This is a genomic window from Variovorax paradoxus, from assembly GCF_030815855.1.
GTDB classification, from domain to species: Bacteria; Pseudomonadota; Gammaproteobacteria; order Burkholderiales; family Burkholderiaceae_C; genus Variovorax; species Variovorax paradoxus_M.
The window spans coordinates 4,971,288-4,992,745 of record NZ_JAUSXG010000001.1 but is presented as its reverse complement, the minus strand read 5'-3'; the positions used below and the strand labels follow the sequence as shown (position 1 = coordinate 4,992,745).

At 66.9% G+C, this 21,458-nt stretch carries 21 protein-coding genes; 8 read left to right on the top strand and 13 right to left on the bottom strand.

Features of this window, described 5'->3' with window-relative positions; translation table 11 throughout:
* Positions 1 to 9: 9 nt before the first annotated feature.
* The 7 genes from QFZ42_RS23755 to QFZ42_RS23725 all read right to left on the bottom strand — a co-directional run bounded on the left by QFZ42_RS23755 (position 10) and on the right by QFZ42_RS23725 (position 8,534).
* Positions 10 to 747: an SDR family oxidoreductase gene (locus tag QFZ42_RS23755; protein ID WP_307703322.1), complete on the bottom strand. Its 738-nt coding sequence runs from the start codon at positions 745 to 747 to the stop codon at positions 10 to 12.
* 341 nt (positions 748 to 1,088) lie between these two features.
* Positions 1,089 to 2,615 (bottom strand): FGGY-family carbohydrate kinase, encoded by a 1,527-nt coding sequence (locus QFZ42_RS23750; protein ID WP_307703321.1) that lies wholly within the window; start codon positions 2,613 to 2,615, stop codon positions 1,089 to 1,091.
* A gap of 14 nt (positions 2,616 to 2,629) precedes the next feature.
* Complete coding sequence (locus tag QFZ42_RS23745) at positions 2,630 to 3,760, bottom strand: alcohol dehydrogenase catalytic domain-containing protein (RefSeq protein WP_307703320.1); 1,131 nt, start codon at positions 3,758 to 3,760, stop codon at positions 2,630 to 2,632.
* 172 nt (positions 3,761 to 3,932) lie between these two features.
* The gene (locus QFZ42_RS23740; protein ID WP_307703319.1) at positions 3,933 to 4,913 is read right to left on the bottom strand and encodes an ABC transporter permease; all 981 of its coding nucleotides are present in this window, start codon (positions 4,911 to 4,913) and stop codon (positions 3,933 to 3,935) included.
* A 157-nt stretch (positions 4,914 to 5,070) separates the two neighbouring features.
* Positions 5,071 to 6,564, bottom strand: coding sequence for a sugar ABC transporter ATP-binding protein (locus QFZ42_RS23735; RefSeq protein ID WP_307704297.1), 1,494 nt, complete (start codon positions 6,562 to 6,564; stop codon positions 5,071 to 5,073).
* A gap of 37 nt (positions 6,565 to 6,601) precedes the next feature.
* Complete coding sequence (locus QFZ42_RS23730; protein WP_307703318.1) at positions 6,602 to 7,522, bottom strand: ABC transporter substrate-binding protein; 921 nt, start codon at positions 7,520 to 7,522, stop codon at positions 6,602 to 6,604.
* Positions 7,523 to 7,634: 112 nt separating this feature from the next.
* A complete protein-coding gene (locus QFZ42_RS23725; RefSeq protein WP_307703317.1) occupies positions 7,635 to 8,534 on the bottom strand; it encodes an AraC family transcriptional regulator in 900 nt (299 codons plus the stop codon).
* Between the two features lie 302 nt (positions 8,535 to 8,836).
* Here QFZ42_RS23725 and QFZ42_RS23720 point away from each other — a divergent pair, with 302 nt between their 5' ends.
* Positions 8,837 to 10,084: a CaiB/BaiF CoA transferase family protein gene (locus QFZ42_RS23720; RefSeq protein ID WP_307703316.1), complete on the top strand. Its 1,248-nt coding sequence runs from the start codon at positions 8,837 to 8,839 to the stop codon at positions 10,082 to 10,084.
* Between the two features lie 15 nt (positions 10,085 to 10,099).
* Here the strand turns inward: QFZ42_RS23720 and QFZ42_RS23715 are convergent, their stop codons facing one another.
* The gene (locus QFZ42_RS23715; RefSeq protein ID WP_126747778.1) at positions 10,100 to 10,357 is read right to left on the bottom strand and encodes an acyl-CoA-binding protein; all 258 of its coding nucleotides are present in this window, start codon (positions 10,355 to 10,357) and stop codon (positions 10,100 to 10,102) included.
* A gap of 135 nt (positions 10,358 to 10,492) precedes the next feature.
* Here QFZ42_RS23715 and QFZ42_RS23710 point away from each other — a divergent pair, with 135 nt between their 5' ends.
* Positions 10,493 to 10,912 (top strand): hypothetical protein, encoded by a 420-nt coding sequence (locus QFZ42_RS23710; RefSeq protein WP_307703315.1) that lies wholly within the window; start codon positions 10,493 to 10,495, stop codon positions 10,910 to 10,912.
* Between the two features lie 42 nt (positions 10,913 to 10,954).
* On the opposite strand, the gene QFZ42_RS23705 is transcribed toward QFZ42_RS23710, so the two are convergent.
* The 5 genes from QFZ42_RS23705 to QFZ42_RS23685 all read right to left on the bottom strand — a co-directional run bounded on the left by QFZ42_RS23705 (position 10,955) and on the right by QFZ42_RS23685 (position 14,689).
* On the bottom strand, positions 10,955 to 11,791 hold the full coding sequence (locus QFZ42_RS23705; protein WP_307704296.1) for a hypothetical protein: 837 nt from the start codon (positions 11,789 to 11,791) through the stop codon (positions 10,955 to 10,957).
* 6 nt (positions 11,792 to 11,797) lie between these two features.
* Entirely contained in the window at positions 11,798 to 12,502 is a 705-nt protein-coding gene (locus tag QFZ42_RS23700) for a TetR/AcrR family transcriptional regulator (protein ID WP_307703314.1), read from the bottom strand.
* A 146-nt stretch (positions 12,503 to 12,648) separates the two neighbouring features.
* Positions 12,649 to 13,158, bottom strand: a complete 510-nt coding sequence (locus tag QFZ42_RS23695; protein WP_307703313.1) for a phasin family protein — start codon at positions 13,156 to 13,158, stop codon at positions 12,649 to 12,651.
* Between the two features lie 92 nt (positions 13,159 to 13,250).
* Positions 13,251 to 13,697 (bottom strand): acyl-CoA thioesterase, encoded by a 447-nt coding sequence (locus QFZ42_RS23690; protein WP_281149267.1) that lies wholly within the window; start codon positions 13,695 to 13,697, stop codon positions 13,251 to 13,253.
* Between the two features lie 95 nt (positions 13,698 to 13,792).
* Positions 13,793 to 14,689, bottom strand: coding sequence for a LysR family transcriptional regulator (locus QFZ42_RS23685; RefSeq protein WP_307703312.1), 897 nt, complete (start codon positions 14,687 to 14,689; stop codon positions 13,793 to 13,795).
* A gap of 137 nt (positions 14,690 to 14,826) precedes the next feature.
* Between QFZ42_RS23685 and gtdA the strand changes: the two genes are divergently transcribed.
* The 6 genes from gtdA (at position 14,827) to QFZ42_RS23655 (ending at position 21,424) form a co-directional block, all read left to right on the top strand.
* The gene (gene gtdA / locus QFZ42_RS23680) at positions 14,827 to 15,912 is read left to right on the top strand and encodes a gentisate 1,2-dioxygenase (RefSeq protein WP_307703311.1); all 1,086 of its coding nucleotides are present in this window, start codon (positions 14,827 to 14,829) and stop codon (positions 15,910 to 15,912) included.
* Between the two features lie 71 nt (positions 15,913 to 15,983).
* A complete protein-coding gene (locus QFZ42_RS23675; protein ID WP_307703310.1) occupies positions 15,984 to 16,688 on the top strand; it encodes a fumarylacetoacetate hydrolase family protein in 705 nt (234 codons plus the stop codon).
* A 28-nt stretch (positions 16,689 to 16,716) separates the two neighbouring features.
* Positions 16,717 to 17,997, top strand: coding sequence for a 3-hydroxybenzoate 6-monooxygenase (locus QFZ42_RS23670; RefSeq protein WP_307703309.1), 1,281 nt, complete (start codon positions 16,717 to 16,719; stop codon positions 17,995 to 17,997).
* Between the two features lie 58 nt (positions 17,998 to 18,055).
* The gene (locus QFZ42_RS23665; RefSeq protein WP_307703308.1) at positions 18,056 to 19,036 is read left to right on the top strand and encodes a Bug family tripartite tricarboxylate transporter substrate binding protein; all 981 of its coding nucleotides are present in this window, start codon (positions 18,056 to 18,058) and stop codon (positions 19,034 to 19,036) included.
* Positions 19,037 to 19,079: 43 nt separating this feature from the next.
* Entirely contained in the window at positions 19,080 to 20,060 is a 981-nt protein-coding gene (locus tag QFZ42_RS23660; protein ID WP_307703307.1) for a Bug family tripartite tricarboxylate transporter substrate binding protein, read from the top strand.
* On the top strand, positions 20,060 to 21,424 hold the full coding sequence (locus QFZ42_RS23655; protein WP_307703306.1) for an FAD-dependent oxidoreductase: 1,365 nt from the start codon (positions 20,060 to 20,062) through the stop codon (positions 21,422 to 21,424). Before QFZ42_RS23660 ends, QFZ42_RS23655 begins: the two co-directional genes overlap by 1 nt.
* The last annotated feature ends 34 nt before the right edge of the window (positions 21,425 to 21,458 follow it).

Below are 21,458 nucleotides of genomic sequence, written 5' to 3'. Positions count from 1 at the left end.
GCAGCGGCTTCAGACGATGGTGTAGCCGCCGTCCACCGGCAGCGCCGCGCCGCTGATCATCGATGCGCCATCGGAGAGCAGAAACAAGATCGGCGCCACCACTTCGTCGACCTGCGCAAACCGCCCGAGCGGAATATTCTTGAGCGCAGCCGCGCTCTTCGCGGGATCGGCCCAGGCCTGTTCGGCCATCGGCGTGAGCGTGACGGTCGGATTCACGCTGTTCACCCGAATGCCGTGAGGCCCGAACTCGAGGCACAGCGACCGCGTGATCGCATCCATCGCGGCCTTCGATGCGCAGTAGCAGAGGTGTGCGTCGAGCGCGACCAGCGAAGCCTGGCTCGACACGTTGACGATGCTGCCGCGCACGCCTGCCGAAACCATCGCCTTGCCACAGCGCGAGGCCACCAGCGCCGCGGCACGTGCATTGACGGCCATCACGGCGTCGAAGTTTTCGGCTTGGAAGTCGAGCGCCGATTCGAGCAATGCGATGCCGGCGCAGTTCACCACGAGATCGAATGCCGGCAATGGTGCGAGTGCTCGTTCCAATGCGGCCGCATTTTCGATATCGATCACCAGTGGCGTGCAGCCCGCTTCTGTGTGCAGGGTGTCGAGTGCTGCGGCATTGCGGCCCACGGCCGTTACCGCTGCGCCTGATTGCGCGAGCCGCACTGCGACCGCGCGGCCGATGCCGCTGCTGGCGCCGGTGACGAGTGCGCGTTGGGTGGAGAAGTCGAAGGAGATATTCATGTCAGTTGTTTTCGCCGTGGTGGCGTGAGGTGCGATGGATGCATTCAGGGCGCGTACACAGGCCACCGGGTACTCCCCTCCGCGAATGTCCCCCGGCTTCGCCCCTCCTTGATTTCGCTGCGGGGAGCACCCGATGCCCAGTGCACTGGGGCACGCTCGTGGTGTATTGCTGATCAACCACCGCTGTGTGCAACGCTCACGTCGATGGGGTGCCTTGCGCAGCGAAATCAAGGAGGAGGCCGCAGGCCGGGGGACATTCGCGGAGCAAGGTACCCCGTCGGCGGGAGCGCGCCTCGGATCAGCAAATATCAAACGCCCGCAGCGAATCGGAAAGCAAGGGTTCATTTCAGTCGGTGCATCGCATCGTGCAACGCAGGGTAAAGAGACTTGTAGATATCGAAGCGCTCGCGGTACACGGCTTGCGCCGCCGGTTCGGGCCGCGCGCGCTCCACCAGCGTGACCCAGCCGCGCTCGGCCGTTGCCGCATCGACCAGCCCCGCACCGAGCGTCGCGAGCATCGCCGCGCCCAGCGCTGCCTCGACTTCTTCCTCGATGGTGAACACCGGGTAGCCCGTGATGTCGGCCACGATCTGCATCCAGAGATCCGAATGCGCAGCGCCGCCGACCACGATCAATCGGTTGTCCAGCGGTTGCCCGCTTTGCCGGCCGGCTTCGATGTTGTGCTGCAGCGCGAAGCTCACGCCCTCGAGCACCGCGCGGTACAGGTGTGCGCGGCTGTGCGCGAGCGAGAGGCCGATGAACGCGCCCTTGGCTTGCGCATCCCAGATGGGGCTGCGCTCGCCCATCAGGTAGGGCAGGAAGACCAGGCCTTCCGCACCCGGTGGCACATCGACGGCCTTGCGCTCAATGAGCGCATGCGCGTCTTCACCGGTGCGGGCGGCCTCGGCCGTTTCCGCCTGGCAGAAGGTTTCCCGAAACCACGTGACGGCTGCGCCCGCGGTGATGGCGCCGCCGAACACATAGCTGCGGTCCGCGCCACGGTAGACGTGCGGCATGGTGATGAGCTTGTGGCGTGCATCCACTGTGGGGCTCACGAAGCCCCAGCACATGCTGGTGCCGATCATCGCGACATGGTCGCCGCTGCCGGTCACGCCGGCGCAGAAGGTGGCCACGGCCGCATCGACGCCGCCCGCCATCAGCGGCATGCCTTCGGCCAAGCTCAGCTTCGCGGCCCACTCGGCATTCAGGCCGCCGACCACGCCGCTCGATTCGACCAGGCGCGGCGGCATCATGCGCGACGGAATGCCGAGCATGCGCATGGCTTCGTCCGACCAGTTGCGCTGCGCCGCGTCGTACACACCGCCGATATTGCCGGCCGAGCTGTGGTCGACCGCAAGCTCGCCCGTCAGCCGCCAGTTGACGTAGCTGTTGGGCGGCAGGAAGTAGCGCGTTTTCGCCCACACCTCGGGCAGGTGCTCGCGAATCCACAGCATCTTGGTGAAGCCGTAGTAGCTGTCGATGCCGTTGCCGGTGATCGCTTGCAGCCGCGCGACATCGACTGTTGCGTTCACCGCATCGACCTCGGCGGTGGCGCGGCGGTCCATCCAGATCAGGCAAGGGTGCAGCGGCTGCATCGCTTCATCGACCGGGATGCCCGCGCCGCCGTACAGGCTGCTCACGCACATCGCCGCGATATCGGCCGGCGCGATGCCGCTCTTCGCGACGCAGGCGCGCACGCTCTCGCAGACCGCGTCGAACCACACCTCGCAGTCCTGCTGCGCCCACAGCGGCTTCGGCGTCTCGGGTTGGTAGGCCACGCTGCTTTGCGAGCGCACCTTGCCCTCGATGCCGACCAAGAGGCACTTGGTGCTCTGCGTGCCGATGTCGACGCCGATCACGTACTTCATGACAACACCGTCTTTCAGGATCGGGGCTGCGGCTTGAGCAGCACCTTGATGGAATCGAGCGAGTTGGCCAGTCTGAAGGCGCGCTCCCACTCGGTCAACGGAAAGTCGTGCGTCACGATGCCCTTCGAGGTGACGAGCCCGCGCGCCAGCAGGTCGATCGCAATCGGGTAGCAGTAGGGGCCCAGGTGCGCGCCGCGCACGTCGAGCTCCTTGCGGTCGCCGATGATCGACCAGTCGGCGCTCGTCTCTGAGCCGAACACGCTGAACTCGACGAAGCGGCCGAGCTTGCGGATCATGTCCAGCCCCTGCGTCACGCCGACGGGCGCGCCCGTGGTCTCGATGTACACGTCGCAGCCGTAGCCTTCGGTCAGGCCTTTCACGATCGCATCGGCGTTCTCGGTCTTCGGATTGATCGTCACGTCGGCGCCGAACTTCTTGGCGAGTGCGAGGCGCTCGGGCACGAGGTCGATCACGATCAGCTTCTTCGGCGTCTTCAGGTGCGCGGCCTGCACCATCATCAAGCCGAGCGGGCCGGCGCCCGCGATCACCACCACGTCGTCGAGCTGGATGTCGCCGCGGTTGACCGTGTGGATCGCGCACGAGAGCGGCTCGATGATGGCCGCGTCTTCGAGCGAGATGCCGTCGGGGATCTTGTGCACGCGCGAGGTCGGCGGCAGCCGCATGTAGTCGGCCATGCCGCCGTCGGCCACGATGCGCTGGAAGCCGAAGATGTTGTGCACCTCGCACATCCAGTATTTGCCCGAGGTGCAGAAGCGGCACTTGTCGCAGGGCACGATCTGCTCGGCGATCACGCGGTCGCCTTGCTCCACGCCGAAGTGTTCGGCCGCACCTTCGCCGAGTGCTTCGACGTATCCGAAGAACTCATGGCCGGGAATCACGGGTGCCTTGACCCATGAAGGCTGTCCGTCGCCGCCCCAGAACATCTTCGCGCCCGAGTGGCATTTGCAGTCGGAGGCGCAGATGCCGCAGGCTGCGATGGAGATCAGCAGCTCGTTCGGGCCGATGGTTGGCACATCGACGGTCTCGAGGCGGTAGTCCTTCGGGCCGTGGCAGACGACGGCCTGCATGGCGGCGAGTTTGCCGATGGCGCCCGACGCGCCGGGCTGGAGCTTTTGATAAGACATGGGTTCCTTGTGGTCAGAGAGGGTGTTGGTTCCGTTTTTCTCCCTCCCCTTCCGGGGGAGGGCAGGGGTGGGGGCAAGCGGCGGTGGATGAGGCGCTGTGGCCGAACCAGCGCCGCGTGCCCCCATCCCAGCCTTCCCCCAGCGGGGGAAGGAGCAAGGCAAAGACAGAGGGTCAGCGTTTTGCCTCGCGGCTGATGAAGATCGCAAGCAGCACAATGCCTCCCTTGATGATCAATTGCAGGTACGGCGACACGCCGATCATGTTGAGACCGTTGTTCAGCACGCCCAGCAAGAGCGCACCGACCAGCGTGCCCACGATGGCGCCGCGTCCACCCGCGATGGACGTGCCGCCCATCACCACCGCCGCGATGGCGTCGAGCTCGAAGCCGACACCCACGCCGGGCTGCCCGCTGGTCACGCGCGCCGCCTGCACGATGCCGGCCACGGCTGCAGTGAACCCGCTGAGCGCATACACCAGCAGCTTGTAGCGCGACACGCGCACGCCCGAAAGCCGCGTCGCTTCCTCGTTGCCACCGATGGCATACACATAGCGGCCGAACGGCGCCATGTTGAGCAGCACGTACGCAACGAGATAGGTGGCCAGCATGATGAGGATCGGCACCTTGATGCCCGCGAGCACGCCACCGCCGAGGAAGGCGAACGACTCCGGCAATCCATCGATCGGATAGCCGCCGGTGTAGATCAGCGCAATGCCGCGCGCGATGCCCATGGTGGCCAGCGTCACGATGATCGGCGGCATGCGAAGGTAAGCCACGCAGTAGCCGTTGAAGAGTCCGATCACCACGCCGACCGCCAGCCCGAGCGGTACGGCAAGCACCGGCGGCAGCCCGAACTGCACCATCATTCCCGAGGCCAGCGTGCCCGACAGCGCCACCACGGCACCTACCGACAGATCGATGCCGCCGGTGAGGATGGCGGCGGTCATGCCCACGGCGATGATGGCGTTGATCGACGACTGCAGCGCAATGTTCTGCAGGTTGCCCCACGATAGAAAGTTATCGGTCGCGACGATCATGAAGATCGAAATCGCGACCAGGCCGACCAGTGGCAGAAAGGCTGTCGATCGGCGCAGGTCGGTAAAGAACCCGCCTGCGGGTGTCGGGGGCGTGGCGTGGGTGGCGATTGCGTTCATCTCAGGTGCTCCATTGCGCGATGCTTGAGTGCGCGAAGGTGGCGATGGTTGTGTTCGAAGTGCTGTTGTTCGGGGCGCGGGCACAGGCCGCCGGGTACTCCCCTCGGCGAATGTCCCCCGCCAGCGGGAGCGCACCCTGAGGACGAGGTCATCCAAATCATTGAAGACCCCCAGACGAAGTGGCGTGACGCATGATGTCGCCCGAATTGATGACGTCACCTTCGAGCGTGGCCACGATGGACCCGCCCGAGAACACAGCCACGCGGTCGCACATGCCCACGATCTCGGGCAGCTCGCTCGAGATCATGATGATGGCCTTGCCCTGCTGCGTGAGTTCGCGCATCAGGCTGTAGATCTCCGCCTTGGCGCCCACGTCGATGCCGCGCGTGGGCTCGTCGAAGATCAGTACCTCGCAATCGTGGTCGAGCCAGCGCGCAATCACCACCTTCTGCTGGTTGCCGCCCGACAGCGTGGCCACGCGCGTCTCGACGCCCGGTGCCTTCACGCCCACACGCCTTGAGAGTTCAGCGGCCGTTTGTTTCTCCGACTTCTGGCTCACCAGCCCGACGCTCTTGTGCTTGCCCAGGTTGTTCATCGAGATGTTGAAGCGGATCGTGAAGTCGGTGATCAGCCCCTCGACCTTTCGGCTCTCGGGCAACAGGCCGATGCCGTTCTCCAATGCCTGCGTCGGATCTTTCAGGCGCACGGGCTTGCCGTTGCGCAGCACCGTCTTGCGGTGCACGCGGTCGGCACCCATCATGCCCAGCGCGAGTTCGGTGCGGCCCGATCCCACGAGACCCGCGAAGCCGAGGATCTCGCCTTCATGCAGTTCGAAACTGTTCACCGGGCCGCCCTTTGTGAGCTGGATCTCCGGCACCTCGAGCACCTTGCGTCCGCGTGGCGCGGGCTGCGGCTTGGCCGGAAAGCTGTGCTCGATCTTGCGGCCGACCATCATCTCGACCAGCGCATTCACATCGGTCGCGCCCACCTCCGCATGCCCCGCATTAGCGCCGTCGCGCAGCACGCTGATGCGGTCGCACACCTCGAAGATTTCGTCCAGGTGGTGCGAGATGAAGATCATCGCCACACCTCTCGCGCGCAGCTCCCGCATGATCTTGAACAGGTGTCCGGCCTCGTTGGGCGTGAGCGTGGCGGTCGGCTCGTCGAGCACCAGCAGCCGCGCCTTCAGCGACAGCGCCTTGCCGATTTCGACGAACTGCTGCTGCGCCACCGAGAGCCGGCAGATCGGCACGCCGAGGTCAATATGAACGCCCAGTTCCTCGAAGATCGCCTGCGCCGAGCGCTTCATCGCGGCCTTGTCGAGCAGGCCGAAACCGTTCTTCAGATAGCGGCCCAGAAAGATGTTCTCCACCGCGTTCAGGTACGGAACGAGGCTGAACTCCTGGAAGATGATGCCGACGCCCGCCGCAATCGCGTCGCTGTAGCCCCCGAACCGGCGCTCGCGGCCTTCGATGAAGATGCGGCCCTCGTCGGCCTGGTAGATGCCGCCGAGGATCTTCATCAGCGTCGACTTGCCCGCCCCGTTCTCGCCGAGCAGCGCGTGCACCTCGCCCTTGCGGATCGAGAGGTCGATGCCCGAGAGCGCCTTCACGCCGGGGAAGCTCTTCGAGACGCCCTCGAGCCGAAGCATCTCGGCGCTGTCGTTCGTGGTCACGGCAGAGCCCGGGTTACCAGGTGAAGGTTTTCGCGCCCTCGGCGTCGATCAGCTTCACATCGACCGGCACGGCGGCCGGCACATTGGCGCCCCACTTCTTGGCCAGTGCAATGCCGATGGCCAGGCGGATCTGGTCGCGCGGGTACTGCGCGGTGGTGGCGATGAACTTCGAGCCCGGCTTCTGCATTGCCTTGATAGCTTCGGGTGCGCCGTCCACGCTCGCGAGCTTCACGTCCTTGCCGCTGGCCTCGATGGCGGCCAGTGCGCCCATCGAGCCGCCGTCGTTCACGCTGAAGATGCCCTTCAGGTCCTTGTTGGCCTGCAGGATGTTTTCGGTCACGGTGAGCGCGGTGGCGCGTTCCTGCTTGCCGTTCTGCGTGCTCACCACCTTGATGCCCGGGTACTTGGCCAACGCTTCGCGGCAGCCCTTCACGCGCTCCAGGATCGGCACGACCGGAATGCCGTCGAGAATGGCCACGTCGCCTTTCTCGCCGATGTTCTTTGCGAGATATTCGCAGGCGAGGCGGCCCGCATCGGTGTTCTTCGAGCCCACGAACGAATCGACTGGCCCCTGCGCATTGGCGTCCACTGCCACCACGATCAGCCCCGCCTTCTTGGCCGAACGCACCGCCGACTGCACGCCGGAGGAGTCGGTCGGGTTCAGCAGCAGGATGTCGATCTTCTTCTGGATCATGTCTTCCACGTCGCCGATCTGCTTGGCGACGTCGTGCCGCGCATCGGTGGTGACCACGGTCGCGCCGATGCTGGCCGCGGCTTCTTCGAGCGCCTGCTTCATCGTCACGAAGTACGGGTTGTTCAGTTCCTGGAAGGTCATGCCGATGCGCAGCGGCTGCTTGGGCGCTTGCGCCTGCGCGGCGGAGGCGCCGCAGACCAATGCGGCAACGATGGCGGTGGCTTTGAGAAGGTTCTTCATGGTGGCTGTGTCTCCTGGTTTGTGATGGCTGTCGAAAAACGCGGGCAAAGGCGCCCCCACGCCGCGCCCGAAGCGCCGCGCCGATGAGGACACGAGGAACGGCGGAAGCCTGCTACGGCACGCTGGCGGCACGCAGGTTCACGGCTTGCGCGGCCTGCATGCGATGAAAACTGCGGAACTTCGTCGGCGGCATGCGCTTGTGCAGCAGGAACTGGCGGTTGAAGTTCGACACGTTGTTGAAGCCCACGTCCATGCAGACGTCGAGCACCGGTTTTTCGCTGTTGGTGAGCAGCTCGCAGGCTCGGCTGATGCGCAGCCGATTCACATAGCGCACGAACGACTGGCCCGTGTGCTTGCGGAATGCGCGCGAGAAAGCGCTCGGGCTTTGCCCCACCAGTTCGGCGAGCATCGGTTCGCGCAAGTCGTCGCCCAGGTTGGCCGCGATGTGCGCGAGCACGTTGTTGATGGCGTGCGACATGAAGGCCTTGGGGTCGGGCTTGAACGCCGGGCTTGCGAGCCGCTGGCGGTCGTTGCTGCCCTCCAGCAGCTCGAGCAGCGACAGTAGCAGGATCACGCGGCGCAGGCCGCGCGCTTCGAGCAGCGCTTCCATCATCGGCTTGGCCGCGACTGCCGCCTCGGCCGAGAAGAGCAGGCCCGAGCGGGCCTCGGCCAGCAGCGGGGCGAGGCGGGCAAATTCCGGAAAGGCGCCCGCCATCTTGTCGACCAGCCCGGCCGGAAACTGGATCACGATGCCGCGCCGCTCGACGCTCTGGCCCGCGGGCACGTCGCTGATCCAGTTGTGCGGCAGGTCGGGGCCCATGAGCACGAGGTTGCCGGGTTCGAAATGGCCGACGTGGTCGCCCACGAAATACACGCCCTTGGTCTCGACGATCAGCTGGATCTCGTACTCGGGATGGAAATGCCACCGCACCGTGCGATACGGATAGCCGTGGGCCCAGGCGGTGAACGATTCGTCCCCGCGGACCTCGACGATTTCCAGATCGGGTTGCATCGGCTTTTCCTTTTCCTTGTCTCTGAGTCTTGTTTGCGGCGTATGACCGTGGGCGGACTGTACGAATCGCCCCGGACGCCCACAACCAGAGTTGGAGCCCGAGATTGATACTTTTTTGACTTCCGGGCAGGCCGACGGGCCACCGCATTGCGATGCAGCAAACTACTTTCTCCTCGGGAGACAAGGGTCCTTCGCGGCCGATTGCTGCACCGCGGAAAGCGCCGAAAGTGCCGAGTCAAGAATTCATAGGTGTTTTCCCGCCCCGCGAGGGCTGCTTGAATGCCGCGGCACACTGTGGCGCCATGACGAACACCTCTTTTTCTCCCGCGGAACCGGGCGCCGCAGGTCCGCTGGCCGGCCTCAAGGTCGTCGAACTCGGCCAGCTGATTGCCGGCCCTTTCGCGGCACGCACCCTGGCCGACTTCGGCGCCGAGGTGATCAAGATCGAGCCGCCCGGCGCGGGCGATCCGCTGCGCAGCTGGCGGTTGCTGAAAGACGGCACCTCGGTCTGGTGGCAGGTGCAGTCGCGCAACAAGCGTTCGCTGGCGCTGGACCTGCGCCAGGCCGAAGCACAGGCCATCGTGCGGCAGCTTGCCGCCGAGGCCGACGTGCTGATCGAGAACTTCCGTCCCGGCGCGATGGAAGGCTGGGGCCTCGGCCCCGACGATCTGCTGGCGGCCAACCCCGCGCTCGTGATGCTGCGCATCAGCGGCTACGGCCAGACCGGCCCCTACCGCGACCGGCCCGGTTTCGGCGTGGTGGCCGAAGCCATGGGCGGGCTGCGCCACCTCACGGGCGAGCCTGGCCGCGTGCCGGTGCGCGTGGGCGTGTCCATCGGCGACACGCTGGCGTCGTTGCACGGGGTGATCGGCGTGCTCATGGCCATGCAGCACCGCCATGCCACCGCGAGCCCCGATTACCCGAAGGGAAAAGGGCAAGTCGTGGACGTGGCGCTCTACGAAGCCGTCTTCAACTGCATGGAAAGCCTGCTGCCCGAGTACAGCGCGTTCGGTGCGGTGCGCGAGGCGGCCGGCAGCGCGCTGCCCGGCATTGCGCCCACCAATGCCTACCGCTGCGCCGATGGCGGCTATGCCATCGTGGCGGGCAACGGCGACAGCATCTTCCGCCGGTTGATGGAATGCATCGGCCGGCCCGATCTCGCCACAGATCCGGCGCTGGCCGGCAACGCGGGCCGGGTGGCGCAGGTGGGCATGCTCGATGCCGCCATCGGCGACTGGACCGCGCAGCGCACCGTGGACGAAGTGCTGGCCGCGCTCGATGCGGCGCACGTGCCTGCGGGCCGCATCTACACCATCGCCGACATCGCGGCCGACCCGCACTACGCCGCGCGCGGCATGCTGCAGCAGGTGCCGATGCGCGATGGCAGTGCGCTCGCCGTGCCCGGCTTCGTACCCAAGCTGTCGCTCACGCCGGCCAGCCATCGGCACAACGCGCCCGCGCTGGGCGCGGACACCGATGCCGTGTTGAAGGAGATCGGCCTGAGCGCCGAGCAGATCGCTGCGCTGCACGCGCGCGGCATCGTCGGCTAGCGGCGTGCGCGCTGGTCAGCCGCGCAGCGATTCGATCAAGTCGATGTACTTCTGCTTGGCCTCGTCGGCGCTCAAGCCCTTCTGAGCGGTCCACGCGTCCCACTTGGCACGCGCGACGATGTCGCTGAAGCTGGGCTTCTTGGCGGCGTTGTCGCCTTCGGTCGCCTGCTTGAAGAGGCCGTAGATCTTGAGCAGCGTCGGATTGTCGGGGCGCTCGGCCAGCAGCTTGGAGTTGGCCTGGGCGGCTTCGAATTGGGCGTTGAGGTCTGACATGGCGGGTTGGCAGAGGAAGAAGAGAGAAGAAAAGGAGAACGACGATCTTAATGACCGGCGGCGGGCCGTTGGCCACTCGCTGGCCGCCCAGACAGATGCGATGATCGCCGTCCTTTTCTTACCGGGCACTCCCGCATGGATGCATCGTCTCGCCATCTTGCTTTTCATGGCGCCATCGTTCTTCTCTTCGGCCTGCTTCTTGGCGCGCCGTATGCGCGAGCCATCAAGCGCGGCGACGCCGCTCATGTCGTGAACTCGTGGCGGGTGGCGCATCTGAGCCTGCCGATCGGCGCCGTGCTGATGCTTGCCGTTGCGGCGCTGCTTCCCGGCCTGGTCGCTTCGGTGCCCGTGCAGTGGGTCATCGCCGTTGCGCTGATCGTCTCCGCCTACGGCTTTTGCGTTTCCACGCCGTTGGCCGCCATCACCGGGCAGCGGGGATTGGACGCCAGCGGCACAGGGCTCGGAAAGTGGGTGTATCTCGGCAACATGGTGGGGGCCTGGGCTTCCATCGTTGCTGCCGTTGGTCTTCTGTACGCGACCTTCAAGGCGCTGTAACAGCGTGGGCGCCGCCCGCCCGACCATGCGCTGCCGCTTGGTTCAGTCCGTCAACCCCGCGCGCGCCAGTTCGACGTCCAGCCGATCCTTCGCATCCACTGGCTCCAGCGCCGCGGCCTTTTCGTACAGCTGCGTCGCCTCGCCCAGGCGTTCGTCGCCGTGCAGCATGAGAAGCGCGCGGCCGTATTCCATCAGCGCGTTCGGCGCGTGGGGGTGCAGCGCGAGGCCGCGCTCGAACAGCTCGGTCGACATGTCGGCCCGCACGCCGTACGTCATGCGCCCGACCAGCGCACCCACCTTGTCGATCACCTCGGCATGGAATGCCGCCAGCGCGATGTGCGCGTCGGCGTGGTTCGGCTGCAGTTCGATCACGCGCTCCAGCGCGCCCTTCAGCTTGGTGCCGAGGCCTTGCGCCAGCGCGCGCGCCACGCTGATGCCCTGGCTGTAGCGGCCGAGCGCATAAGCCTGCCAGTAGAGCGCCTGGCAGTTGTCGGGTTCGGCGGTGGCCTGCGCACCGGCGCGTTCGATGACCTGGCGGAACATCGAAAGCCGCACCGATTCGCGGGGCTCGAGGTAGTTGGCGTAGATGGCCGTGGCCTGGTTGGCCAGCACCAGGCCTTCGGGGCCATGCAGCAGCCCGAGCGTGGCGGCTCGCTCGAATTGGCCGCTGTGATACAGCGCCCAGCCGTCGGCCAGCGGATGGTCCCCGGCCGGGGGCGGCAACGGATGGCCGGCATGCAGGCGCTGCCACTGCGACAGCACGGTGCGTGCGTCATAGCGCGGCACGTCCGCGTAGGGCAGCGAGGTCCAGGGTTCCGCCGTGGCGGCAACCGGATGGGCGGACATCAGCGAAAGCGGTTTGAAATCGGGATGAGGCATGGTCATCTAGGCCGCCAGATCGATGGGGGCGACCGACGGCGCGGCGCTTGCCGAATCTTCGCCGCTATAGGCGCTGCTAAGTGTCAGCAAATGCCTCCGCTGCTCGTGTCCGAGGTACGGCGCGAGCAGGTGCAGCGTGTGCTGCCCGCCGCGCATCAATGCGCCCTGCGCATGCGCGGGTTCGAGCGCTTCGCGCGGGTTGCGCACGTATTCATAGCTGAGCCAGTAGGTCAGCACCACCACCATGCTCTGCGCGAGCGTGTCGACCTCATGGGCATCGATGTCGAGGTGGCCGGCCCGGCTCAGGCCGGCAATCAGCGTACGGATGGCGCGGGCCTTGTTCTTGAGCACGAGTTGAAACTGCGTCTCGAGGCGCCGATTCTTGCTCAGCAGATCGTTCAGGTCGCGGTACAGAAAGCGGTAGCGCCAGATCAGTTCGAACAGGCTGTGCATGAAAAACCAGGCGTCTTCCACGTCGTGCACGCCCTCGCTGGCATGCAGGAGCTCGTTGAGCTCGGCCTCGTAGCCTTCGTAGAGCTTGTTGATCAGCTCTTCCTTGGCGGGGTAGTGATAGTAGAGATTGCCGGGACTGATGTTGAGCTCGCCCGCCACCAGCGTGGTGGAAACGTTCGGCTCCCCGAAGCGGTTGAACAGCTCCAGTGCGGCTTCAAGGATGCGTTGCGCTGTGCGGCGTGGCGCCTTCTTGGCCATGTCGAGTCCCCGTTTTTTTCTCTTGAGGACACTCTAGCGTATGTGCACCGCAGCACAAACGGGGCAGGGCAATGTTTTGCGGCACCCCGCGTTGTGCGGTGCCGCAAAAAGCGGGGGCTTTCCCGGCGCCGGCCGGCTTGGCGTGCCTAGCCGGCTTTGGTGCTGCGCCGCACGGTCTTCTTGGCGGCGGCGGAGGCGGGCGGCGCGTTGCGGCCCGCTGTCTTGCGGCTCGTCGCCCGGACCGGAGCGGCGTTTGGCTGGCCTTGGCTGCGCTGCAGTTCGGCCTCGAGCGCGGCCACGCGGGCCTGCAGCGCCGCGTGCTCGGCGACCGAGGGGACGCCCAGCTTTTCGAGCGCGCGCGCCACCCGCTCTTCGAAGATGTTCTCGAGCTTGCCCCATTGGCCCGCGGCCTTGGTGCCGAATTCGCTCGCAAAGCCGGCCATGCGCGTCTGCGCCTGCGCGAGGGTTTCCTCGGCCGCGGCCTGGGTCTTCTTCTGCATGCCGGCGCCGTCTTTCACCAGCGCTTCGAAAGCCTTGCTGCCTTCCTGCTGCATCTTGGCAAAGGCGCCAAGCCCGGCCAGCCAGATCTGCTGGGCGGAATCCTTGATGCGGTCGGAGCCCTTGTTGTTGCCGTGTTCGTCGTCCTGGGTAGCCATGCGGAATGTTCCTGTGAAAACAATCGGGCTACTCTAGCCGCAAGACGCCTCTCCCTTTAGAGCTTCACGCCTATGAACGCAGCCTTGGCAGGCTACGCCTTTCCGGCCGCCCGGCTGGCGTCCAGATGGGCCTTGGCCCGTTCGGCCAGCGCCATTTCGCCCGGCGTGCCGGGCACATAGGGCTGCACCGGCAGCGGCCGGCCGTGCGAATCGACCGAGACGAAGACGATCAGGCATTCGGTGGTCTTGTCCATCGTGCCGCCCTTCATGTCGCCGCTGCGGACCTCGACCGAGATGTTCATGCTGGTGGTGCCGGTGTAGGCCAGCCGGGCTTCGACCTCGACCAGGTCGCCGATCATGATCGGGTGGTGAAAGCGGATGCTGCCGATGAACGCCGTGACGCAGTAGCGCTTGGCCCAGCTGGTGGCGCAGGCGTAGCCGGCTTCGTCGATCCACTTCATGACGGTGCCGCCATGGACCTTGCCGCCGAAGTTGACGGTGCTGGGTTCGGCCAGAAAACGAAGGGTGATGGAAGACATGCGCCGCCTTTTCGTGGGCTGTGTGGGTGGGAGCCCCGATTATGCGAGCGCCGGGCCTCACGGATGAGCGCCGCCGGTCGGCGCCGGCCGCACGCTCAGCTGCCGCCGAACAGCTCCGCCAGCGTGCGCCGCAGCCAGGCGTTGCCGGCGTCCGCATGGAAGCGCTCGTGCCAGTGCTGCTTGACGGCATAGGCGGGCAGCTCGAAGGGCGGCTCCAGCAGCTTCACGGGCTCCTGCGTGGCCAGCACCTTTCCGAGGATGGCCGGCACGATCACGATGAGTTCCGTGTGCGCCACGATGCGCGCCACGCTCAGGAAGCTCGAGAGGCTGGCCACCACGTTGCGCTGGAGCCCCAGCCGGGCGATGGTCTTGTCGACGATGGCATGGCCGGTGCCTGAAGAAGCCACCACCGCATGCGCCTCGCTCTCGAAGCGCTTGCGCGTGAGCCGCTCGCCGATGCGCGGATGGTTGCGCGCCGCCAGGCAGACGAAGTTCTGCATGAAGAGCGTCTGCTGATAGAAGCCCGCGTCCAGCTGCGGCATGAAGCCCACGGCCAGGTCGACCGCGCCGTCCTCGAGCCGGCGCGCGCTTTCGGTCGAAATGATCTCGGTCTCGATGCGCACGCCGGGCGCCGCATGCCGCAGGTGGCCGAGCAGGCCCGGAAGCAACACCACCTCGCTGATGTCGGTCATGCAGATGCGAAAGCTGCGCGCCGCCGTGGCCGGGTCGAAGCTGGCGCGCCCGCCCTTGGCCCGGTTCAGCCGGTCGAGGATGTCGAGCATCAGCGGCTGGATCTGCCGCGCATAGGGCGTGGGCTCCATGCCGCGCGAGGTCCGCACGAAGAGCTTGTCGCCGAAATGCGTGCGCAGCCGGGCCAGCGCGGTGCTGGCCGCCGATTGGGAAATGCCGAGCCGCTCGGCGGCGCTCGACACGTTGGCCGTCTTGTAGACCTCGTCGAACACCAGCAGCCATTCGAGATCGAGCTGGGCCATGAAACAGCTCCTTTGCAGCCACCACTATCGAAAAACAGGATCGGAGCTATCGCCGAGGATCCATTGCGCCAATAGTAGTACAGGCGGAAGATTGCGGCATTCCAGGAGACCACGGCCGCACGATCCGCCGAACCGCCATGAATCCAACAGCCCAGAAACCGGCCGCCTCGGCCCCCGCCAACGCCGCGGAGCGCCGCAACTACTACGAGCGGATCCGCCCGCTGAACCTCACGCCGCTGTGGGAGTCGCTGCACGCCCTGGTGCCGCGCGAGCCCACCACGCCTTGCGTGCCGGCGCTCTGGCGCTACGACGAGATCCGCCCGCTGCTGATGGAATCGGCCGAGCTCATCACCGCCGAAGAAGCGGTGCGCCGCGTGCTCGTGCTCGAGAACCCGGCGCTGCCCGGCAATTCGTCGATCACGCAGTCGATCTACGCCGGCCTGCAGCTCATCATGCCGGGCGAGGTGGCGCCTTCGCACCGCCATGTGCAGTCGGCGCTGCGCTTCATCGTCGACGGCAAGGGGGCCTACACCACGGTGGGCGGCGAGCGCACCACCATGTACCCGGGCGACTTCATCATCACGCCGTCGTGGGCCTGGCACGACCACGGTAACGAGGGCATCGGCGGCACGGCGGAGCCGGTGGTCTGGCTCGACGGGCTCGACATTCCGATGCTGCGCTTCTTCGACGCCGGCTTTGCCGAGAACGACGACGCCAAGGTGCAGCACGTGGCGCGCCCCGAGGGCAACAGCCTCGCGCGCTTCGGCCACAACATGGTGCCGGTGCGTCACGACCATGTGTCGCCCACCTCGCCGATCTTCAACTACCCCTATGCCCGCAGCCGCGAGGCGCTGGCCCTGCTGCAGAAGCAGGAAGCGCCCGATGCGTGGCTGGGCCACAAGCTGCGCTACATCAACCCGCTGACCGGCGGCGCGCCGATGCCCACCATCGGCACCCACCTGCAGCTGCTGCCCAGGGGATTCGCCGGCAAGACGCACCGCGCGACCGACGGCGCCGTCTACAGCGTGGTCGAGGGCCGCGGCACGGCGGACATCGCCGGCCAGCGCTTCGAATTCGGCCCACGCGACACCTTCGTCGTGCCCTCGTGGGCGCCGCTGCGCCTGTCGGCAGCCGGCGAAGACGCGGTGCTGTTCAGTTTTTCCGACCGCCCCGTGCAGCAGGCCATGGGCGTGCTGCGCGAAGCCTTCCTCGAAGACGCCTGAAAGCCGGTCGGCCTCCATTTTTCTTTCTCTTTGTCTTGACCCTGTGCCGCTTCGCGCGGCAGGAGCCTCTCATGTCCTTCGTCTTCACGCCTCCTTCCATCGTCGGCCTGCCCATCGTGGGTTCGAGCGACCTGTTCCCGGTGCGCCGCGTCTACTGCGTGGGCCGCAACTACGCGGCGCATGCGCGCGAAATGGGGTTCGACCCCGACCGCGAGCCGCCGTTCTTCTTCTGCAAGCCCAACGACGACGCCTCGGTGGTGCCCGTGGCCGAAGACGAGACCGGCGCCATTCCGTATCCGCCGCTCACGAGCAACTACCACTACGAAGCCGAGCTCGTCGTGGCCATCGGCAAGGGCGGCAAGGACATTGCGGCCGAGCACGCGGCCAGCCACATTCACAGCTATGCCGTGGGCCTGGACATGACGCGCCGCGACCTCCAGATGAAGATGCGCGAAGCCGGCCGGCCGTGGGAAATCGGCAAGGCCTTCGATTTCTCGGCGCCCATCGCGCCGCTCCGCACGCTGGCCGACGTGGGCGAGATCAATGCCGGTGCCATCACGCTCGAAGTCGACGGCCAGGTGCGCCAGAACAGCGACATCACGCACCTGATCTGGTCGGTCAACGAAGTGATCGCCAATCTTTCGACGCTTTTCACGCTGCAGCCGGGCGACCTGATCTTCACGGGAACGCCCGAAGGCGTGGGCGCGGTGAAGCCCGGCCAGACGATCAAGGTGAGCATCGACAAGCTCCCTTCGCTCGCCGTTCGCATCGACTGACCGAGCGCTGCGCAGAAGAGGTCCCGCGATGAGCACATCTCCCCCGAAGAACCCACCCAGCGTGCTGCTCGTCGGCGGCGGCATCGGCGGCATGGCGGCCGCGCTGGCGCTGGCGCGCCTCGGCGTTTCCATCGACCTGCTCGAGCAGAGCGCCACCATCGGCGAGATCGGCGCCGGCCTGCAGCTCGGCCCCAACGCCTTCGCGGCGCTCGACGCGCTCGGCGTGGGCGAAGCGGTGCGCCGCAACTCGGTGTTCACCGACCGGCTCGTGATGATGGATGCCGTCGATTGCGGCGAGGTCGCCTCGGTGCCCGTGGGCGAGGCCTTCCGCGCGCGCTTCAGGAATCCGTATGCGGTGAGCCACCGCGCCGACCTGCACGGCGCGATTCACGAGGCGGTGAAGCAGCATCCGCTGATCCGCGTCCACACTTCGGCGCAGGTCGAGTCGATCGACATCGGCGGCGGCGGCACGCAGGGCGTGGTTGCCGTCACGCGCGACGGCCGGCGCTTCACGGCCGACGCCATCGTGGGCTGCGATGGCGTGAAATCGGTCGTGCGCGCCAAGCTCATCGGCGATGAGCCGCGCGTCTCGGGCCATGTGGTGTACCGCGCGGTGGTGCCGGTGGCCGACATGCCTGCCGACCTGCGCTGGAACGCCCCCGTGGTCTGGGCCGGGCCCGACTGCCACCTGGTGCACTATCCGCTGCGCCATGGCGAGCAATACAACCTGGTCGTCACCTTTCACAGCCGCGAGCCCGAAGAGTGGGGCGTTTCCGAAGGCAGCAAGGAAGAGGTGCTGTCGTACTTCGAAGGCGTGCATGCGCGCCCGCGCCAGCTGCTCGACCGGCCGACCTCGTGGCGCCGCTGGAGCACGGCCGACCGCGACCCGGTCGAGCACTGGAGCGAGGGGCCGGCCACGCTGCTCGGCGACGCCGCGCATCCGATGATGCAGTACCTCGCGCAGGGCGCGTGCATGGCGCTCGAAGACGCCGTGGCGCTTGGCGCTGCGGTGCAGGCCTGCAATTTCGACATGCCCGCTGCCTTCAAGCTCTACGAGGCCGCGCGCATTCCGCGCACCGCCCGCGTGGTGCTGTCGGTGCGCGAGATGGGGCGCCTGTATCACGCCAAGGGCGTGGAGCGGCTGGTGCGTAACAGCCTCTGGATGGGCCGCACGCCAGAACGCTTCTACGATGCGGTCGAATGGCTCTACGCCTGGCGGCCCGAGCATTGCCTGGCCGACGCGCCTGAACAGATGCGCCCGGTCGCGTTGGCAGCCGCCGGGGCGGCCGCCGTGCTTTCGCCGCACTGAAGCAAAACCGGTTTTCTTCATCACTATTCGAGGCCAGAGGCCCAGGAGACAACAAGCCATGAACTTTTCTTCACGCGCATTGCTGGCAGGCGTGCTTGCCCTCGGCGCCAGCACCGGCGCCCTGGCGCAGGCCAGCGACTATCCGAGCAAGCCGGTGACGCTGATCACGCCCTTTGCCGCCGGCAGCGGGCCCGACGCGGTGCTGCGCCTCGTCTCGGACAAGCTCTCGCGCCTGTGGAACCAGCGCGTGGTGGTCGACAACCGGCCCGGCGGCGGCGGCTTCATCGCCATCGACCAGGCACGGCGCGCCGCGCCCGACGGCTACACGCTGCTGCAGCTCGACAGCGAGCACATCGCGGCGCTGCCGCACCTGTACAAGTCGCGCAACTTCGTCACGCTGCAGCACTTCGATCCCGTGGCCTCGCTGTTCCGCACGCCCTTCTTCGTGGCGGTGTCGAGCGAGTCGAAGTGGAAGACCATGAGCGACCTGATCGCCGAAGCCAAGGCCAACCCCGAAGCCGTTGTGTACGGCTCGTGGGGCGTGGGCAGCCCCGGCCACCTGGGCGCGCAGCAGCTCGAGGCGCTCACGGGCATCCGCATGCGCCATGCGCCGTACCGCGAGGTGTCGCAGCTGTATTCGAACGTCGGCACCGGAGAAGTGCCGTGGGCCTTCGCGAGCATTCCGTCGAGCCAGGGCATCTACAAGGCCGGCAAGCTGCGCTACATCGCCGTGGCGGCACCGAAGCGCATCCCCCAGTTGCCCGACGTGCCGACCATGGCCGAAGCGGGCGGGCCGGCATCGCTGGAGGTGAACTCGTTCGTCTCGCTGCTCGCGCCCAAGGGCGTGCCGGCGGCCGTCAAGGCCAAGATCAACGCCGACGTGGCCAAGGTCATTGCCGACCCCGAGATCCGCGCGCGCTTCGACACCTTCGCTTTCGAGCCGCTGGCCTGGTCGCCGGAGGAAATCGAGCGCAACGCCGAAGCCAAGTCCAAGGTGTACGGCGAACTGGTCCGCCGGGGCAACATCAGCCTCGACTAGCTGTCATCATTACGTTTTTTCACATTTCCGGTTTTCACTTTCCATGCAAGCAACCAAGAGAGCCCTCCTGATCGCCTGCGGCCTGGCTGCCGCCGCCGCGCTGCCGCTGGCGGCCAGCGCACAGAACAGCAATGCCTGGCCGACCAAGCCGATTCGCCTGCTCGTGGGTTTTCCGGGCGGCTCCACGCCCGACATTGCCGCCCGCACCATCGCCGAACCGCTGGCCAAGGCACTCGGCCAGCCCGTGGTGGTGGACAACAAGCCCGGCGCCTCGGGCAACATCGCGGCCGACATCGTGGCCAAGGCCAATGACGACCACACACTCGGCATCGTCATCAACGGCAATCTCACCTCGTCGAAGATGCTGTACCCGCGGCTGCCCTACGACCCGGCAAAAGACTTCACCTACCTGTCGCTGATTGCCACCGCCCCGCTCGTGCTGGTGGCGCAGAACAGCCTGCCTTCGGGCACCGCCTTCTTCGATGCGGCCCGCAAGGGCGGCGACAAGTGGAACTACGGCTCGGTGGGTGTCGGCTCGGTTGGCCACCTGGGCATGGAACTGCTCAAGAGCCGCGTGCCCGGCTTCAATGCCGAGCATGTGCCTTACCAGGGCAATCCGCAGGTCGTGACCGCCATGCTCGGCGACCAGGTGCAGATGGCCCTCATTCCCCCGGGCGTGGCCATGCCGCAGGTGCGCGCCGGCAAGCTCAAGGCCATCGGCCTCACGGGCGGCCGCAGCACGCTGGTGCCTGAGCTGCAGCCGCTGGCCGACGCCGGCGTGCGCGACTTTTCGCTCGAAGTGTGGGTGGCGCTGCTCGGCCCCGCCAATCTCTCGAAGACCGCGCAGGCCCGCCTCAGCCGCGAAGTCGAAATCATCATGAAGCAGCCCGAAGTGCGCCAGAAGCTCTTCGAGCAGGGCTGGCAGGCCGTCGGCACCTCGCCGGACGGCATGCGCCTGCGCGTGAAGGAAGAAGCAGCGATCATGAGTAAGATCATTTCGGCCCGCGGCATCAAGATCCAGTGATGACGGCAGCCAAGCAGAAGAAAACCCTCACCGAACCGGCGCGCGAACTGCCGGTCTTCGGCGAATACGACGTGGTGGTGGTCGGCGGCGGCCCCGCCGGCATCGCCGCCGCCGTGAGCGCCGCGCGCCACGGTGCCAACACGCTGCTGGTGGAACGCTACGGCTTTCTCGGCGGCATGGGCACCGCGGGCGGCGTGACCAACTTCGCGGGCCTGTACGGCAAGTGCAACGGCGAGATGACGCTGCTGGTGCGCGGCGTGGTCGACGACCTGCTCGCGCGCATCGACGCGCTGGGCGGCCTCAACACGCCGCAGGACGGCATGCAGGGCCGCATCCGCGTGCGCTCCTACGACACCTCGGCCTACAAGATCGCGGCCGACCAGTTGCTGCTCGACGCCGGCGTGAACCTGCTGTTCCATGCGTGGGCGGCAGCGGTGGTGCGCGACAGCGACCGCATCGCGGCGCTGGTGGTCGAGACCAAGTCCGGCCGGCAGGCGATTCGCGCCAACGCGTTCATCGACGCCAGCGGCGACGCCGACGTGGCCGCCTTTGCAGGCGTGCCCTTCGAAGTGGGCGACGGCCATGGCAGCGGCCTGTTCCCCACCACGATGTTCCGCGTCGGCCAGGTCGATGCCGAGCCGGCCCTCGCCGCCGTCGGCGAGTTCAAGGCCATCAACGACCTGATGGCCACGGTGCAGCAGCAGAAGCCAGGCAAGTACAAGTTTCCGCGCGAGGGCGCGATCCTTCGCCCCAACATCGATCCGCGCGAATGGCGCGCCAACGTCACGCAGATCCGCAATGCCGCGGGCCGCGCGATGAACGGCGTGGATGCGCGCGAACTCACCGAGGGCGAGCTCGAAGGCCGGCGCCAGATTGCCGAGTACTTCAAGTTCATGAAGGCCGAGGTGCCGGGCTTTGCGAAGTCGGCCATCGTCGAGATCGCCCCGCAGGTCGGCATCCGCGAAACGCGCCGCATCGAAGGCCTGTATGCGCTTGCGGGCGAAGACATCCTTTCTTCGGCCCGGTTCGACGACAGCATCGGCATCAACGCCTGGCCGATGGAAATGCACGCCGACGGCCGCATCGAATGGGCCTTTCCGCGCGACGACAACCGCACCTACAACCAGCTGCCCTGGCGCATGCTGGTGCCGCGCACGGTCGACAACCTGCTGGTGGCCGGCCGTTGCGCCGCCATGACGCACGAAGGCCAGTCGGCCGCGCGCGCGAGCGGCGGGTGCTTCGTGATGGGGCAGGCCGCGGGAACGGCGGCGGCATCGCTGGGCAGCCGCTCCCGGTTTGCGGACGTCGATGTGCGGGCATTGCAAAAGAAGCTGGCGGCCGACGGCGTCGATCTCGACCGCTGAGCCTGCGGGGCGGGGCTCGCGCTGACCGGCCCGC

Bases quoted from the DNA above. Each gene is read 5' to 3' on its own strand.
- QFZ42_RS23755 (WP_307703322.1), bottom strand. From the start codon at position 747: ATGAATATCTCCTTCGACTTCTCCACCCAACGCGCACTCGTCACCGGC.
- QFZ42_RS23750 (WP_307703321.1), bottom strand. From the start codon at position 2,615: ATGAAGTACGTGATCGGCGTCGACATCGGCACGCAGAGCACCAAGTGC.
- QFZ42_RS23745 (WP_307703320.1), bottom strand. From the start codon at position 3,760: ATGTCTTATCAAAAGCTCCAGCCCGGCGCGTCGGGCGCCATCGGCAAA.
- QFZ42_RS23740 (WP_307703319.1), bottom strand. From the start codon at position 4,913: ATGAACGCAATCGCCACCCACGCCACGCCCCCGACACCCGCAGGCGGG.
- QFZ42_RS23735 (WP_307704297.1), bottom strand. From the start codon at position 6,564: ATGCTTCGGCTCGAGGGCGTCTCGAAGAGCTTCCCCGGCGTGAAGGCG.
- QFZ42_RS23730 (WP_307703318.1), bottom strand. From the start codon at position 7,522: ATGAAGAACCTTCTCAAAGCCACCGCCATCGTTGCCGCATTGGTCTGC.
- QFZ42_RS23725 (WP_307703317.1), bottom strand. From the start codon at position 8,534: ATGCAACCCGATCTGGAAATCGTCGAGGTCCGCGGGGACGAATCGTTC.
- QFZ42_RS23720 (WP_307703316.1), top strand. From the start codon at position 8,837: ATGACGAACACCTCTTTTTCTCCCGCGGAACCGGGCGCCGCAGGTCCG.
- QFZ42_RS23715 (WP_126747778.1), bottom strand. From the start codon at position 10,357: ATGTCAGACCTCAACGCCCAATTCGAAGCCGCCCAGGCCAACTCCAAG.
- QFZ42_RS23710 (WP_307703315.1), top strand. From the start codon at position 10,493: ATGGATGCATCGTCTCGCCATCTTGCTTTTCATGGCGCCATCGTTCTT.
- QFZ42_RS23705 (WP_307704296.1), bottom strand. From the start codon at position 11,791: ATGCCTCATCCCGATTTCAAACCGCTTTCGCTGATGTCCGCCCATCCG.
- QFZ42_RS23700 (WP_307703314.1), bottom strand. From the start codon at position 12,502: ATGGCCAAGAAGGCGCCACGCCGCACAGCGCAACGCATCCTTGAAGCC.
- QFZ42_RS23695 (WP_307703313.1), bottom strand. From the start codon at position 13,158: ATGGCTACCCAGGACGACGAACACGGCAACAACAAGGGCTCCGACCGC.
- QFZ42_RS23690 (WP_281149267.1), bottom strand. From the start codon at position 13,697: ATGTCTTCCATCACCCTTCGTTTTCTGGCCGAACCCAGCACCGTCAAC.
- QFZ42_RS23685 (WP_307703312.1), bottom strand. From the start codon at position 14,689: ATGGCCCAGCTCGATCTCGAATGGCTGCTGGTGTTCGACGAGGTCTAC.
- gtdA (WP_307703311.1), top strand. From the start codon at position 14,827: ATGAATCCAACAGCCCAGAAACCGGCCGCCTCGGCCCCCGCCAACGCC.
- QFZ42_RS23675 (WP_307703310.1), top strand. From the start codon at position 15,984: ATGTCCTTCGTCTTCACGCCTCCTTCCATCGTCGGCCTGCCCATCGTG.
- QFZ42_RS23670 (WP_307703309.1), top strand. From the start codon at position 16,717: ATGAGCACATCTCCCCCGAAGAACCCACCCAGCGTGCTGCTCGTCGGC.
- QFZ42_RS23665 (WP_307703308.1), top strand. From the start codon at position 18,056: ATGAACTTTTCTTCACGCGCATTGCTGGCAGGCGTGCTTGCCCTCGGC.
- QFZ42_RS23660 (WP_307703307.1), top strand. From the start codon at position 19,080: ATGCAAGCAACCAAGAGAGCCCTCCTGATCGCCTGCGGCCTGGCTGCC.
- QFZ42_RS23655 (WP_307703306.1), top strand. From the start codon at position 20,060: ATGACGGCAGCCAAGCAGAAGAAAACCCTCACCGAACCGGCGCGCGAA.